The 15285-nt window shown below is 69.9% G+C and carries 13 protein-coding genes; 7 read left to right on the forward strand and 6 right to left on the reverse strand.

Annotated features, from left to right (window positions below; translation table 11 throughout):
* Nucleotides 1-16 precede the first annotated feature (16 nt).
* Nucleotides 17-529, forward strand: a complete 513-nt coding sequence (locus D7Y04_RS35155) for a hypothetical protein (protein ID WP_121762155.1) — start codon at nt 17-19, stop codon at nt 527-529.
* A gap of 6 nt (nt 530-535) precedes the next feature.
* Here D7Y04_RS35155 and D7Y04_RS35160 read toward each other — a convergent pair whose 3' ends face one another.
* Nucleotides 536-1405, reverse strand: coding sequence for an alpha/beta fold hydrolase (locus D7Y04_RS35160; protein ID WP_120594809.1), 870 nt, complete (start codon nt 1403-1405; stop codon nt 536-538).
* 137 nt (nt 1406-1542) lie between these two features.
* Between D7Y04_RS35160 and D7Y04_RS35165 the strand changes: the two genes are divergently transcribed.
* Complete coding sequence (locus D7Y04_RS35165; protein WP_199749783.1) at nt 1543-2670, forward strand: serine hydrolase; 1128 nt, start codon at nt 1543-1545, stop codon at nt 2668-2670.
* Nucleotides 2671-2703: 33 nt separating this feature from the next.
* Nucleotides 2704-3108: a GFA family protein gene (locus D7Y04_RS35170; RefSeq protein ID WP_121762156.1), complete on the forward strand. Its 405-nt coding sequence runs from the start codon at nt 2704-2706 to the stop codon at nt 3106-3108.
* Nucleotides 3109-3115: 7 nt separating this feature from the next.
* Here D7Y04_RS35170 and D7Y04_RS35175 read toward each other — a convergent pair whose 3' ends face one another.
* Nucleotides 3116-3712, reverse strand: a complete 597-nt coding sequence (locus D7Y04_RS35175) for a TetR/AcrR family transcriptional regulator (protein ID WP_121762157.1) — start codon at nt 3710-3712, stop codon at nt 3116-3118.
* 102 nt (nt 3713-3814) lie between these two features.
* Between D7Y04_RS35175 and D7Y04_RS35180 the strand changes: the two genes are divergently transcribed.
* Both D7Y04_RS35180 and D7Y04_RS35185 read left to right on the forward strand, forming a co-directional pair.
* A complete protein-coding gene (locus D7Y04_RS35180) occupies nt 3815-5362 on the forward strand; it encodes an NAD(P)/FAD-dependent oxidoreductase (protein WP_121762158.1) in 1548 nt (515 codons plus the stop codon).
* Nucleotides 5355-6176, forward strand: a complete 822-nt coding sequence (locus tag D7Y04_RS35185) for an SDR family oxidoreductase (protein ID WP_199749784.1) — start codon at nt 5355-5357, stop codon at nt 6174-6176. Before D7Y04_RS35180 ends, D7Y04_RS35185 begins: the two co-directional genes overlap by 8 nt.
* 6 nt (nt 6177-6182) lie before the next feature.
* Here the strand turns inward: D7Y04_RS35185 and D7Y04_RS35190 are convergent, their stop codons facing one another.
* The 4 genes from D7Y04_RS35190 to D7Y04_RS35205 all read right to left on the reverse strand — a co-directional run bounded on the left by D7Y04_RS35190 (nt 6183) and on the right by D7Y04_RS35205 (nt 12487).
* Complete coding sequence (locus tag D7Y04_RS35190; protein ID WP_120580304.1) at nt 6183-6641, reverse strand: DUF2267 domain-containing protein; 459 nt, start codon at nt 6639-6641, stop codon at nt 6183-6185.
* A gap of 139 nt (nt 6642-6780) precedes the next feature.
* Nucleotides 6781-9897 carry an efflux RND transporter permease subunit gene (locus D7Y04_RS35195; RefSeq protein WP_121762159.1) on the reverse strand — a complete coding sequence of 1039 codons (3117 nt, stop codon included), beginning with the start codon at nt 9895-9897 and terminating at the stop codon, nt 6781-6783.
* Nucleotides 9894-11081: an efflux RND transporter periplasmic adaptor subunit gene (locus D7Y04_RS35200; RefSeq protein WP_121762160.1), complete on the reverse strand. Its 1188-nt coding sequence runs from the start codon at nt 11079-11081 to the stop codon at nt 9894-9896. Before D7Y04_RS35200 ends, D7Y04_RS35195 begins: the two co-directional genes overlap by 4 nt.
* Before the next feature lie 5 nt (nt 11082-11086).
* Nucleotides 11087-12487, reverse strand: a complete 1401-nt coding sequence (locus D7Y04_RS35205) for a TolC family protein (RefSeq protein ID WP_121762161.1) — start codon at nt 12485-12487, stop codon at nt 11087-11089.
* A gap of 208 nt (nt 12488-12695) precedes the next feature.
* Here D7Y04_RS35205 and D7Y04_RS35210 point away from each other — a divergent pair, with 208 nt between their 5' ends.
* Together D7Y04_RS35210 and D7Y04_RS35215 are read left to right on the forward strand one after the other, a co-directional pair.
* Nucleotides 12696-14546: a putative metal-binding motif-containing protein gene (locus tag D7Y04_RS35210; RefSeq protein WP_147477263.1), complete on the forward strand. Its 1851-nt coding sequence runs from the start codon at nt 12696-12698 to the stop codon at nt 14544-14546.
* A gap of 22 nt (nt 14547-14568) precedes the next feature.
* Nucleotides 14569-15267 carry an ABC transporter ATP-binding protein gene (locus D7Y04_RS35215; RefSeq protein WP_121762163.1) on the forward strand — a complete coding sequence of 233 codons (699 nt, stop codon included), beginning with the start codon at nt 14569-14571 and terminating at the stop codon, nt 15265-15267.
* Nucleotides 15268-15285 lie beyond the last annotated feature (18 nt).

Below are 15285 nucleotides of genomic sequence, written 5' to 3' on the forward strand. Positions count from 1 at the left end.
CGCTACGCTGCCACGGATGCACACCGCCCTCATCCTGCCCGCGCTGTTCCTGCTGCACACGGCCCCGCCGGAGCTCTCCTCCGAATACACCGACGTGGAGAAGTGTCCGCGTCAGGCCGAGGAGGATGAGTCCGAGGGCGGCGACATCCCCCTCCAGTGTGAAGGCCCGGGTGGCGACTACGTGCTGACGGAGTTCTACAGCGCCTACGACATCCAGCGGCAAATCTCCTCCAAGAGCGACTCCCGCTTCACCATCGAGCTGAGGCCGAAGGGGCAGTGCCCGGTGTTGCGCTTCGGTTCCAAGCTGGAATGGCGGATGAAGGAGGGAAAGCCCTTCGCCGTCATCCAGCGCGTGACGTGCTTCGCCCTGAACAAGGAAGAGTCCGGCCCGGGCAAGAAGCTGGGGGAATACCTGGTCGTGAGGGGACTCAAGGGCTTCGAGTCGATCCTCGGCGACGTGTCCACGAAGACGAAGGACGCGAACACGAAGGCCCGCGCCATCGCGGACGCGGCGCCCTCCAAGCGATGAGGGCCTTCAGCCGCGCTCCGGGGCGTGGCGGCGCAGCCACTCCCTCACCGTGGGCCAGAGCGTGGCGGCATGGTGCTCGCGGAAGAAGCCCAGGTGGCAGATGCCCTGGCCCAGGCTGTCCGCTGGGGAGAACTGCCGACGCTCCACGGTGCAGCCGGTGAGGTGCTCACAGACCAGGTCGATGGCTTCGGGTGGCCCCCAGGGGTCGTCATCCAGGCCGATGGCCAGCACCGGCATGCTCAGCCGCCGGAAGCGGGCCGCGGCGTCGACGCGAGGGTCGTCGAAGTAGAAGCGCGGCAGCGACGCCCAGCGGCTCCACTCCAGCGACGCCTGGGCGGGGACGTCCTCGCCGAGTCCCAGCCGCGCATAGGGCATGTAACCCAGGAAGCGTGCGCACAGCGGCCCGATGAACTTGAGGTACATCGCGACCAGCATCCGCTCCCGAATGGAGTGGATGAACCTCATGCTCCCGGCCTGGGCCGCCACCATCACCGCTGCGGTGAGCTGCTGGCTGCTCGCGCTCAGTCCAATGGCGTGGCCGCCGAAGCTGTGTCCCACGGCCAGCACCGGCAGCCCCGGGTATCGCTCCGCCGCCCAGCGGGTCACCGCGGCCACGTCCTGGTCGGCCCAGGTGAGGAACCCGGCACGCGTCCGCTTCGCCACGCCCGACGGGTGCACGCCCCGGTAGTTGTAGGTCACCACCGCGAAGCCGTCGTCCGTCAGCCGCTCGGCGAACGCGAAATACATGCTCGCGGGCATGGCGGTCGCGGGATGCACCAGCACCACGCCCCGGACAGGGCCCTCCGGGCTGTGCAGCGAGGCGTGCAATTCGAAGCCATCGGCGCAGGGGATGCGATGCGGAGTCGAGCGTGCCATGGCCCTCGGGAGCTGCTTCGCCTGAAAACATATCGGCTAGCATGCGACTCCGTGCCGGGCAAGACGGCGCGGGGACCAAGGTCTCGCCCCGCAACCGTTTCGAACACTCCGGGTTGAACAGGGAACGGAGGTTGTTCATGAACACGGTGATCAGGGCGGTCAGCGGTGCGGGGATGTGTTTCCTGTTGTGGGCCTGTGGTGGTGTCGGCGGTCCGGCTCCAGAGCCGGAGGTGACGCCGGCCGCCACTTCCCAGGAGCTGGCGCCTGATGCGGGCGCCGCATGGAACGCGGTGGGCGCGATGGTGACGGCCCGCGCGGCGGCGTCGGGCGTGACGAGCATGGGACTCGCCATCTACGACGCGCAGGACCGCAAGGTGTACGAACAGATGCTCGGTGACTTCACGCCGGACACGCGCGTGGCGATCGCGTCGTCGTCGAAGATGGTGTCTGGCACCGTCCTCTTCGACGTCATCCGGCAGGGCCTGCTGTCGCTGGACTCCACCACCGGCCAGGTCCTGGGGTGGACGGGCGACAAGGCGAACATCACGCTGCGCCACCTGCTGTCCTTCACGTCGGGCCTGGAGCCGTCCAACCCCTGCACGACCCGGCCGGGCATCACGCTGGCGGAGTGCGTGGCGCAGATCGCCGCCGTGCCCATGAAGGCGCCGCCGGGCACGCGCTTCGACTACGGCAGCACGCATCTCCAGGTCGCCGGGCGCATGGCGGAGGTCGTCACGGGCAAGACGTGGAACACGCTCTTCACGCAGACGCTGGCGACGCCGCTGGGGCTGCCGTCCGGGGTGACGTACTACACGGCGCCGACGCAGCAATTGGGCAGCACCAATCCACTCGTCGCGGGCGGCCTGCGCGCGTCGATGAACGAGTACGCGAAGCTGCTCGCGCTCGTGTACCACCGGGGCCGTTACGCAGGGCTGGAGAAGGGCACGCTGGCGCTCTTCGCACTGCAGTCGCGTGAGCCCTACCCGTCCGTGGTGGTGGGCAACTCGCCCTACCAGGAGCTGGGCTATCCGTACCGCTACGGGCTGACGGCGTGGCTGGAGTGCACGACGCCCGCCACGGGCTGCGACAGCGTCAGCTCACCGGGCGCGTTCGGCTTCACGCCGTGGTTGGACCGGGGCGCGAAGTACTACGCCATCCTGGGCATGCAGCTGGCGGGCAGCGACACCACGGGCGGCGTGGTGGCGTTCTCGGTGGACCTGGAGAACGACCTGAAACCGTTGATTGCAACAGCGCTCGGGAACTGAGCCACACTGCCCTCCCCTTCCAGGAGGCAGTCCATGTCCCAGCGTCGAGCGTCATGCGTCTGCGGTCAGCTTCGCGTGGAGTGCAAGGGAGACCCCGTCCGGGTCTCCATGTGCCACTGCTTCGCCTGTCAGCAGCGCTCCGGCAGCGTGTACGCCGTGCAGGCCCGCTTCCGGCGTGAAGACATCACCGCCATCGAGGGCCGCTCCCAGACATTCATCCGCAAGGGCGACGAGAGCGGCATCCCCACCACCTTCCACTTCTGTCCGGAGTGCGGCTCGACGGTCTACTACGTGAGCTCGCAGCAGCCGGAGCTCGTGGCCATCGCCGTGGGTGCCTTCACGGATCCGAACTTCCCCGCCCCGGTCTTCTCCGTCTACGAAGAGCGGAGCCACCCCTGGGCCGTGCCCCGGGGCATCCCCATGGAGCACATGGACTGAGCGCCGTTCACTTCGCCGGAGGCCGTGCTTCCAGGAGCCCCCGCACGAACGCCGCGACCGGGCCGGCCAGCTCCGAGAGCCGGTCGACGCGGTCCTCCTCCACGGCCTCCAGGATGAGCTCGTTGATACCGCCCACGAGCGCCATCGCGATCGCCGGGGACAGCGTGGCCCCGGTGCCCGCCGCGTCGAACTCCCTTCGCATCAACTCCGCGAAGCTGCGCATCACCTGGCGGCGCAGCGCCACGCCCTTCGGCCCCACGTGCAGGATCTCCACCAGGAGCGTCCGCACGAGCCCTGGCCGGCTCTGGAGGCTCGCGAGGTACACGGCCGCGCCGATGCTGGCCCGCATCTCCCCCGGAGGCGCGTGCTGGATGGCCGCCTGGATCTCCGCCAGCAGCCGGGCGCTCTGCGCCGCGTAGAGCGCCAGCAGGCATGCGTCCTTGTCCTCGAAGTGCTCGTAGAACGTGCGCTTCGACACGCGCGCGTGCCGCACGATGTCCGCGATGGTCAGCCGGGCGTAGCCCACCTCGATGATGGCCTGCGCCAGGCCCGCGACGAGCCGCTCCCGGGGCGCTTCGCCTGGTGGGTCGGACGGGGTCGTCATGCGGCTCCCGGAGCTGGTACTTGACGGTACCAGATGTCACTGCTACCTCTGTTCAACAGACGCATAGGCTGGGTACCTTCCTGTACCACGAGGAGTCCCGTGATGCCGCTGTCCTCCGCCGAGCCGCTCTCGCACGTCGATGTGTTGATCATCGGCGCGGGCCTGTCGGGCATCGGCGCCGCGTACCACCTGCAGACGCGCTGCCCCACCCTGAGCTACGCCATCCTGGAGGGGCGCGGGGCCATGGGCGGCACGTGGGATTTGTTCCGCTACCCGGGCGTCCGCTCGGACTCGGACATGTACACGCTGGGCTACCGGTTCCGGCCGTGGCTGGGGGGCAAGGCCATCGCGGATGGGCCCTCCATCAAGGCGTACATCGAGGAGACCGCGGCGGAGTACGGCATCGACCAGCGGATCCGCTACCACCACCGCGTCACACGCGCCGAGTGGTCCTCCGAGCACGCGCGCTGGACCGTGGACATGGAGGTGGGCCCTGAACGCGCGCCCGTCCGCATGACATGCGGCTTCCTCTACGCCTGCACCGGCTACTACGACTACGCGAGCGGCTACACGCCCACGTGGCCCGGCACCGAGCGCTTCCAGGGCCGCGTCGTGCACCCGCAGCACTGGCCCGAGGACCTGGACTACGGCGGCAAGCGCGTGGTCGTCATCGGCAGTGGCGCGACGGCGGTGACGCTGGTCCCCGCGATGGCCGACCGCGCCGCGCACGTCACGATGTTGCAGCGCTCGCCCACGTACATCGCGGATCAACCGGCCGAGGACAGCGTCGCCCGGGCGTTGAGGTACGTCCTCCCCCGGCGAGCGGCCTACGCGGTCGCGCGCTGGAAGAACGTGCTGCGCGGCATGCTCCTCTACGGCCTCGCGCGCAGCCGGCCGGGGCTGTTCAAGTGGCTCTTGCGCCTGGGCGTGCGGAAGGCGCTCGGCAAGGCCTACGACGTCGATACGCACTTCGCGCCCCGCTACAACCCCTGGGACGAGCGGCTGTGCGTCGCCCCCGACGGCGATCTCTTCGGCGCCATCCGCGAGGGGCGCGCCTCCATGGTGACGGACCACATCGAGTCCTTCACCGAAAAAGGCCTCCAGCTGCGCTCGGGCGCGCACGTGGACGCGGACATCATCGTCACCGCCACGGGGCTGAACGTGAAGATCCTCAGCGGCCTGTCGCTGTCCGTGGACGGAGAGCCCGTCCAGTTGGCGCGGACGCTCGCGTACAAGGGCATGATGTTCAGCGACGTGCCCAACCTCGTCGCGGCCTTCGGGTACACCAACGCGTCGTGGACCCTGAAGTGCGACCTGGTGGCCGAGTACACCTGCCGCCTGCTCAACCACATGAAGCAGCACGGCTACACGCAATGCGTGCCCCGCCTGACGGGCCCGGCCATGACGCCGGAGCCCGTGCTCGACTTCCGCTCCGGCTACGTGCAGCGCGCGTTGGAATCCCTGCCTCGCCAGGGCACGCGCGCTCCGTGGCGCCTGTACCAGAACTACGTCCGCGACCTGGTGATGATGCGCTATGGCCGCGTGGACGACGAAGCAATGGAGTTCAAGCGGTCCGGGAGCGCGGCCTCGGGTCAGGCGCTGCTTCCGGAGGTGAGCACCCGTTCCAACGCGGAGGTGGCCCGTGGCTGAGCGCATGCGGCTTCAAGGCAGGACGGCGGTCGTCACGGGCGCGGCGAGCGGCATCGGCCGAGCCATCGCGGTCTGCCTGGCGCGCAAGGGCTGTCACCTCGCGCTCGCGGACGTGAACGAAGCGGGGCTCGCTGAGACAGCGGACCTGGCGAGTGCGCCGCAGCTGCGCATCAGCCGTCACCGGCTCGACGTGTCCGACAAGGAGGCCGTGGAGTCCTTCCCGGAGAAGGTGAAGGCGGAGCATCCCGGGGTCGACCTGCTCTTCAACAACGCGGGCGTCGCGCTTGGAGGCTCCTTCGAACAGGTGAGCAGCGACGACTTCGAGTGGCTGTTCGGCATCAACTTCTGGGGCGTGGTGCGCCTGAGCCGCGCCTTCCTGCCCCTGCTGCGCCAGAGCGACGACGCGCGGCTGGTGAACCTCTCCAGCGTCTTCGGCCTGGTGGCCCCGCCGGGACAGGTGGCCTACGCGGCGAGCAAGTTCGCCGTCCGCGGCTTCTCGGAAGGGCTGCGCCACGAACTGGAGGGCACCACCGTGGGCGTCACCGTGGTGCACCCGGGCGGTGTCGCGACGTCCATCGCCGCGAGCGCCCGGGTCCCCACCGGCGCGACGGACGAGGAGGTCTCCCGCCGCCGCAAGTCGTTCCAGAAGATGCTGCGGCTCCCGGCGGAGGCCGCGGGCGACATCATCGTCCGCGGGGTCGAAGCGCGCGAGCAGCGCATCCTCGTCGGCAAGGACGCCGTGGCGCTGGCGATGCTCGCCCGCGTCTTCCCCGTGTCGTACTGGAAGCTGCTCGCCTCGCGCCTCCGCTCCTGAAACCTGTCAGACAGGCCTGCGGAACAGGTCGCCCAGGTCCGCGGGCAGCTGCGACGCCACGGCGGCGATCTCGTCCTCGGGGATGCGGTCGCGCACGGCGGTGAACACCGCGGTGACGACGCGGAAGGCCTGGTCGGGCTTGATGTTCAGGTGGTCCGCCACGTCGGTGATGAACTCATCGCGGCCAATGCGCTTGGCGCGTGAGGGGCCCCGGTGCACCGAGCAGGCCCCCAGGATGGCGCCGATGCCGCCGGGCAGCGCGCGGTAGAGCTTCACGTCCTCGCCATCCGACAGCCTCCGGGCGAGCGAGCAGAACACCGCGCTCGCCGCCTCCCGGGCTTCCAGGCCCTGGCTGTGCATGACGGCGTCCCCCTGGATTTCGTCCAGGAACGGCTGGAGCTCGAGCGACTCGTCGCGCTCCTTGACGGGCACGGCGTGGGTGTCGGGAGGAACAGGCGTGGCCATGGCAGCGTCTCCGAAGGTTCAGGGCCCCAAGGCGGGGCCGTGTTCCGAAGACGCTGCGCATGTGCCAGGGCGCCTGCATCGTCCACCGGCGCCGGGGGCGCGCGGGCGGTCAGGCCGCCGCTGAGACTTGACCAGCGCCCTACCCGTGCGGCACCGGCCGGGGCTCCTCGTGGGCGGCGTGCGAGTCGTCATCGCCCTTCCCCTTGCTGAACCGGTTGCCCAGCCGCGTCTTGAGTCGGTCCGCGACGACGTAGAACGCGGGCACCACGAGCAGACTGAGCACGGTCGACACGGACAGGCCACCCAGCACCGCGATGGACATGGGGGCGCGCGTCTCGCTGCCTGCGCCCAGCGCCAGCGCCGCCGGCACCGCGGACATCATCGTCGCGGTGGACGTCATCAGGATGGGACGCAGGCGCACCGGGCCCGCGCGCAGCATGGCCTGCATCGCGTCCGCGCCCTGCTCGCGCTGCTGGAGCGCGTAGTCCACCAGGATGATGGAGTTCTTCTTCACGATGCCCATCAGCAGCAACAGGCCGATCATGCTGAAGATGTTCAGCGTGTTCCCCGTGATGAGCAGCGCGAACGACGCGCCCGCAACCGACAGGGGCAGGATCGTGAGCACCGTCACCGGGTGCAGGAACGAATTGAACTGCGCGCCCAGCACCATGTACGCGACGGCGATGCCCATGAAGAGCGCGAAGATGAGGCTGCTCATCGAGTCGCGGAACGCCACGCTCGCGCCGCCCGCCACCACGCGGATGCCGCCGGGCAGGTCCTTGCCCAGGGACTCCACCGTGGCCAGCGCCTCCTCCTGATTCGACCCCGGCGCCACGTTGGCGAAGATGCTGATGGCGCGCTCACGGTCGCGGCGGGTGATGGCCTGCAGCGCGGGCAGCTCCTCCTGCGTCACCAGCGACGACAGCGGCACCAGCGAGTTGTTCGCCGTCCGGACCTTCAGCAGCGACAGGTCCTCCGGCCGCGAACGCTGGCTCGCGAGCAGCCGCATGCGCACGTCGATGCGCCGCCCGCCGCTGCTGTACTTGCCCACACGCACGCCGCCCACCAGCGCGTTCACCGTGGACGCCACCGCCTGGATGGGCACGCCTACGTCCGAAGCGCGAGCGCGGTCCGGCGTGATGCGCAGCTCCGGCTGGCCCAGCTGGTAGTCCGTGTCCAGGTCCACCACCTTGCCGGACGCCTGGAGTTGATCGCGCAGGGACTGGCTCGCCTCCACCAGCTTGTCCCAGTCCGACCCGCGCACGCTGAACTCCACCGGGAAGCCGCGCTGCGCGGTGAAGCCCGCCTGGGACAGGTCCTGCACCACCGCGCGCAGGCCCGGGTAGCTGTTCAGCTCCTTGCGCAGCACCTGCGCGAAGTCCGCCTGCGACATGCGCTGATCCGTCGGCACCAGCGTCAGGTTCATGTTGCCGGAGTTCACGGCGGACCCGCTACCGCCACCGCCCACCACCACGAACACGCGCGTCACCTCCGGACGGCTGGCGACGAACTCCTCCGCGCGCTTGAAGAGGCGGTTGGTCTCCTCCAGGCTGCTGCCCACCGCCGTCTGCAGACGCACGGACATGCGGCCCTGGTCCTGCGACGGGACGAACTCGCCGGGCAGCGCCTTGAACGCGAACGCGCTCAGGAACAGCATCGCCACCGCCACCAGCAGCACGCGCCAGGGGCGCACCAGCCCCCAGCCCAATGCCCGCGCGTACAGCGCCTCCAGCTTGGAGAAGGCCTTGTCCACCACCACGCCAATGCGGCTGCGGTGCTCGCGGGACGTCTTGAGCAACTGCGCGCAGCGCGCGGGCGCCAGGGTGATGGCCTCCACGTAGGACAGGAGCACCGCTACGCACAGCGTGACGCCGAACTGGAGGAAGAACCGGCCGATGATGCCCTTCATGAAGACGACGGGCAGGAAGATGGCCACCACCGCCAGCGTCGCCGCCAGGGCCGCGAAGGTGATCTCCGCCGTGCCTTCACGCGCGGCGCTCACCCGGTCCTTCCCCTCCTCCGCGTGCCGGAAGATGTTCTCCAGCACCATGATGGCGTCGTCCACCACGATGCCTACGGCCAACGCCAATCCCAACAACGTGAAGGTGTTGAGCGTGAAGCCCAGGAAGTAGATGACCGCCACCGTCCCCAACAGCGACATGGGGATGGCGAGCACGACGTTGAGCGTGCTGGAGAGCGACCCCAGGAACACCCAGCACACGAACGCGGTGAGGATGCACGCGAGCAACAGCTCGAACTCAATCTCGTGCACGCTCTCCTCGATGAACTGCGTCGAGTCGAAGTTGATGCTCGCGCTCATGCCCTCCGGCAGCTCCTTCTGGAGCTGCGCCAGCTGCTCACGCACCGCCTGGGCCACGGCCACCGCGTTCGCGCCGCGCTGCTTCTTGATGCCCATGGCCTGGGCGGGCTCGCCGTTCACGCGCGCCAGGCGGCGCTCGTCCTCGAAGCCGTCCTCCACGATAGCCACGTCGTGCAGGTACACCGGGCGGCCGCCCTCCTCGCGCACGACGACGTTCTGAAGCGTCTCCAGGTCCAGCGCCTCGCCCATGAAGCGCACGTTGACCTCGCGGCCCTGCGTCTCGATGCGGCCCGCAGGCAGCTCCACGTGCTCGCGCTGGAGCGCGGCGGTGATGTCCGTGACGGTGAGCCCGTGCGCGTCCAGCTTCTGCGCGTCCACCCAGATGCGCACGTTGCGCTCCAGGAGGCCGCCCAGGATGACCTCGCCCACGCCGGGCACCGTCTGCAGGCGCTCCTTCACGCGGTAGCGGGCGAAGTCGCTCACCACCTGCTGGGAGAACGGTCCGGCCACGCCCAGCCACATGATGGGCTGGTCCTCCGGGTTGGACTTGGAGACGACGGGCGGATCGATGTCCAGCGGCAGCCGGCGCTGGGCCTGGCTCACCTTGGTCTGCACGTCCTGCAGCGCCAGGTCCACGTTGCGCGACAGATCCAACTCCACCGTGATGTTGGCGCTGCCCTGGCGCGCGGAGGACGTGATGCTCTTGACGCCCTCCACCTGTGTCACGGCCTCTTCGATGAACTCGACGACGTCCGACTCAACAGCCTCCGGGTTGGCGCCCTCCCACGACACGGAGATGTTGATGGTGGGGAAGTCGACGTCCGGGAACTGGCTGATGCCGATGCGCTGGGCCGCCACCAGTCCGAAGATGATGGTCGCCGCCATGATCATCCAGGCGAACACCGGCTTCTTGATGCAGACGTCGGTGATGCTCATGGACGGCCCTCCGCGCCCGCGTTCGGGTTCGTGTCGCCGCGGGCCTCGGCCGGGGGCTGCTCGCCTCCCACCTTCGGCTTCGGACGCTCCTGCTCCACGCGCACGGCCACGCCGTCGCGCAGGGCCTCCGCGCCGCGCACCACCAGCGTCTCACCGGGCTTGAGGCCTTCCTTCACCTCCACCCGCCCGTCCGGCGTGCGCAGGCCCAGCTCCAGGATGCGCTCGCGAGCCTTGTTGTCCGTCACCACGAACGCCAGGAAGCCGCGCTCGCTGGGGCGGATGGCCGTCTGCGGAATCACCGGGCTGCCCCCGCGCGACTCCACCGGCACGCTCACCGTGGCGAAGGCGCCCGGGCGCAGCTTCTGCGCGGCCTCGCCCGTCACCTCCGCGGTCACCGCCACCATGCGGCTCTGCGTGTCCGCGCTCGCGGACACGTACGTAATCTTCGCCTCGTACGCCCCGCCGTCCGAGCGCACCGTGAAGCGCGCGGGCATCCCCGGGGTGATCCGCGTCACGTCCGCCGCGGGCACGTTGAAGCGCAGGAGCAGCGGTTCGCGGCGCAGGAGCGTGGCCAGCACCACGCCCGGCTGCACGTACTGGCCCGTCTGCACGGTGCGCGTCTGGAGGATGCCGTCCATGGGGGCGCGCACGTACGCGTCGCGCTGGTTGAGCTGCGCCTGATCCAACGCCGCCTTCGCGGCCGACACGTCCGCCTGCGCGGTGGCGGCGCGAGCCTGGTACGTCTCCAGCTGTTCGGCGGGCAGCAGGCCCGGGCTCTGCGCGTTGACCTCCGCGCGGCGCTGGGCGCCGGCCTTGGCCTCCACCAGCGCGGCCTGGGCCTTCTGCAGCACGGCCTCCGCGGCGCGCACGGCGATGGCGTAGCGCGCGGGTTCGATCTCCGCGAGCGTGTCGCCCTTCTTCACCGTCTGGCCTTCGGCGAAGGACACCCGCTCCAGGGCGCCCGGGACACGCGCGGTGATCTGCACGCTTTCGAAGGCCTCCACCGCGCCCACGGCGCTGACCGCATACTCCACGTCGCGCGACTCCACGGGCGCGACCTCCACGGGGAACTGGAGGGGGCCCCGGCCCGCGGCCTTGCCACCTTGCGCGGTCGCTTCCTTCTTGCAGCCAGGGGCCAGGGACAGCACGGCCAGCGACAGGGCCAGCATTCCAGTGCGTTGCATTGCCTTCACGGTTCCTTCCCCAGTGGATTCAGTCCGACAGCGGCTCGCAGGCCCAACAACGCCACGCCCAGCCCATACCGGTTCTGGGCGAGCGCCACCTCCGCCTCGAAGAGGCTGAGCGACGCGTCCGCCAGGGTGAGCGCGGTGGACAGGCCCTGGCGGTAGAGGATGCCTGTTTCCGCGGCGTTCTTGCGCGCCGCCTTCGCCGCCTGCTCGCTCTGCGCGAGCGCGGCCCGCGCCGTCTCCAGATTGACCCGAGCCTGCTCGATGTCCACCGGCACGCGGCGCGTCGCGGCCTGGGTGTTCAGCTCCGCGACGTTGGCGTTGGCCACGCGCTCGTCGCGATCGGCGTAGCGGGCGCCGCCGTCGAAGAGGGTCCAGGTGAGATCCAGGGCGAGGAAGCCATCACCGACGTTGCCGTTGAGGCCCGCTTCGTTGGTGAGGCGGTACTGGGCGCTCGCGCCCAGGGACGGCAGCAGGCGCGCCAGGGGCTCCTTCGCGTTCTCCCGCAGCGAGCGCACGCGCAGGCGCGCGGAGAGGATGTCCGGCCGCCGGTCCGCAGCGCCCTCCGTGAGCAGCTCCAGGGGCGGCGTGGGCTGAATGGCGTCCGCGAGCAGCGGCTCCGGCGGCGCGAGCCCGCCCTGCACGGGCTCCACGAGCAGGTAGCCCAGCTCCAGACGGCTCGTCTCCGCGGTGCCCAGGGCGGCGGCGAGGTTGGAATGAGCGGTGGCCAGCTCCAGCTCCGCGCGGGTGACGTCGTTGGTGCTGGCGAGCCCGGAGCTGGCGCGGGCCTGTGCGTCCGCCAGGCTCTGCTTCGCGTAGGCCAGGCGCTGCTCGGCGGCCTGGTACACCTGCTGGTTGGCCAGGGTGACGAGGAAGGCGTTGGCGGCGCTGAAGGACACCTGGCGGCGCGTCTCCACTGCGTCCAGCTTGAATGCCTCGCTCTCCAGCTTCGCGGCCTTGTAGAGCGGGAAGCCGCGCGCGTCGAAGAGGGCCATCCGGCCGGAGAAGACCGCGCCCAGGGCGTTGTACTTCTGGAGCACGACGGTCTGTCCGCCGACCTCGCGCGTGGACTCACGCAGGCGCCGCGTGTAGGTGCCAGCGGCCGTGATGGTGGGCAGGAAGAAGGAGCGGGCGCGGGCGACGCGGGCCTGGGCGGCCTCGGCCGACTGCCCCGCGGCGAGCACGGCCTCGTTCTTCTGCGAGGCGAGCTCCACGGCGCGCTCCAGCGTCAGCGGCGCGGCATCGCCGGACGGCATCGGCGGCTTGGGGAAGGCGCTGGCGGGAGCCTCGGTGGCGGGTGCCGGAGACGGGGCCGGAGGCGTCTGGGCGAAGGCGTCCGGGGCCAGCGCGCAGAGGCAGGCACCCAGTGGCGCGGCGAAGAGGGCACTGCGGACGGTAGGCATAAGGCGTGCGGTGGAACGGGCCAATGTTGAAAGGTCAGCGGCCCCTATACACGGAAGCCGTCATCTGGGGGGTGATGAGCGGTGCGTGTCTGGACGATGCCTCGCGCAGCGGACTAAGGGTCGGGGAAGAAGACTCTCGGGTTGAATTGCCGACGGGTGGCGACATCGCCCTACTCCGGGTGTGGGCGCGCCCCAGAATGCGTGTCCCATGCGTTTATTCCTGGTCGCTGTGCTCACGAGCACCCTCGTGGGGTGCTCCAAGGGCGATGAGCTCAAGTCCGCCGCTCTGAAGGTGCAGCTTCATTACGAAGGATTTCGGCCGGGGTGCGTGACGCTGACGGTCACGGATCAGACGGAGGTTTCCCGGCACGTCACGAAGGACGTGAACGTGTCCGCCGGTGCGCCTCCAGGCACGCTGTCCGTGGCGGTGTTCCGGCAGGCCGGCTGGAGCAACGACGTGAAGCTCCTGGCCCAGGCACACGAGCAGTCCTGCGAAGGCGCCCGGGTGGCGACCGCGGAGGCCACCGCGAGCCTCGAGAAGGACGGCATCACGCCGGTGGAGCTGTTGCTGGCGGCCACGGACGGCGACGGCGACGGCTTCGTCGTTTCGACCGAAGGCGGCACGGACTGCAACGACCGCGACGCGACCGTGGGCGGCCCCACGCCCTGGTACCCGGATGACGACAATGACGGGTACGGCAATTGGCTCCTGCCGCCCCGCGTGGTGGCATGCGAGGGGCCCGCGCTGACCGCGTCCCGCACCGGCGACTGCAACGACCGGGACCTGAGCGTCCATCCGGACCAGGCGGAGTTCCGGTGCGATGGCAAGGACGACAACTGCGATGGCGTGAATGACGAGACGTTCGACGTGGGCGGGAACTGCTTCAACGGCGACCAGTGCCCCGGCGCGAACGTCTGCAGCAATGGAGGCGTCGTCTGCAACAGCACCGTCACGCCCACCGCCTACTACGTGGACGAGGACGGCGACGGTCAAGCGGGCACGGTCGAGGGCCGGACGTGCGGAACGGTTCCTTCGGGCAAGTCCACGGTGTCCACGGACTGTGACGAGAGCTCCGCCTACGTGGCGAACGGGCTTCCGGAGGTCTGCGACCGGCTGGACAACAACTGCGCGGGTGGCGTGGACGAGGGCAACACCTGCGCTTCGCGCGTATGGACTGAGAACCTGAACGTCGGCGGGAACGTCGAATGGAGGTCCATCGCGCTCCACGGGACCCAGGGGGCCTGGTTCGCGGCGAAGGACAAGCTCGCCTATGCCACCCCTTCTGGCCTGACGTCCTTCAATTGTGACGGGAACTGGAGGGCGGCGTGGACCAGCAGCACCGGGCAGGTGTTCCTGGCGGGCGATGATGGAAAGCTCACGACCCGCGCGCCCACGGACACGCCGAGTACGGCCTGCACCGTCGTCGTCGCGGCGGGAAACACCAGCCACCTCAATGGGATTGTCGGACTGGAGGAGCCGGCCGGCAGCGAACCGGTCCTCTACGCCGTGGCGAGCAATGGCAACATCGTGCGCTGGCGGAGGCCGGATGCGCCCACGGTCGTGACCCAGGTCCAGGCCAACCTGCGAGCCATCGATGGCATCAGGACCCCCGGCACGTTGATGGCCGTGGGCTTCGAGGACGTCGGCGGCCAGCCGTCGGTCCGGGCCTTCCGCTCCAATTCGGATGGAACCGTGTGGCAGGCGGAGGCGTTCAACGCCCCCATCGCGGGCTCCCTTCGCGGGGTGGACGTCGTGAACAGTCGCCTTGTCTTCGCGGCGGGAGATGATGGGCTGGTGCTCCAGCGCTACCGCGGGGAGTGGAGCACCTTGCCCCCACCCAGCTTCCTGACCATTCGGGTCAACGCCCTGGACGTGCAGGGGCTCGCGCAGGGCAAGGTCTATGTGGCCGCTGGACAGGGAGGCGTCTACTTCTACGATGGAAGCACCTGGAGCGCCGTCCATGAAGGCACGAACGCGCTCCGGTCCCTGGACTCGACGTCACCCACGAACATCGGCGTCGTCGGCGACCGGGGGACCGTCGCCTACTGGCGGAAATGAAAAGGACCCGAGCCGCCCCACCATGGACCTGCGCGCCGAAGCCCTCGTCATCCGCCATGGCCCCCGGACCGTGCTGGAGCCCACGGATTGCCACGTCCCGCCCGGCACGCAGGCGCTGGTGCTGGGGCGTTCGGGCTCGGGCAAGACAACGCTCCTGAAGGCCTTCGCGGGCCTCCTGCGCCCCTCCTCCGGTCGGGTGACGTGGGACGGACAGGACGTCGCCGGACTCTCTGCGCCGGAGCGTCGTGCGCAGCAGGCGTCGTTCGGCTTCGTGTTCCAGACGGACGCGCTCTTCGACTCGCTGACGGTGCGCCAGAACGTGATGCAGCCATTGCTCCGCCGTCGCGTGCCGGAAGATGAGGCCCGCGAGCGAACGGATGCGGTGCTGCACTCGGTGGGCCTGGCGGACGCGGCGGACACGCTGCCGGAGCGGTTGTCCGGCGGCATGAAGAAGCGCGCGGGGCTCGCGAGGGCCATCGCGGCGAGGCCGGCGGTGCTGCTGGCGGATGATCCGTTCGCGGGCCTGGATCCCGGCACGGCGCGTCAGGTCGCGAGGGTGCTCCTGGAGGTCGCCGGTCAGGGAACGCTGTTGGTGGCGGCGCCGGAAGCGCCGGTGGATCTTCCCCTGCCCCGCTGGTTGTACCTGCAAAGCGGCAGACTGGTGCACGATGGGGCCCCGGCGCCGCAGCTCGAAAGCGCGCCGGACGAGGCCCTCGCATGACTCCGCGGTCCCAGCACC

Origin of the sequence: Corallococcus sp. AB038B, from assembly GCF_003668955.1 — a bacterium.
GTDB lineage: Bacteria > Myxococcota > Myxococcia > Myxococcales > Myxococcaceae > Corallococcus > Corallococcus exiguus.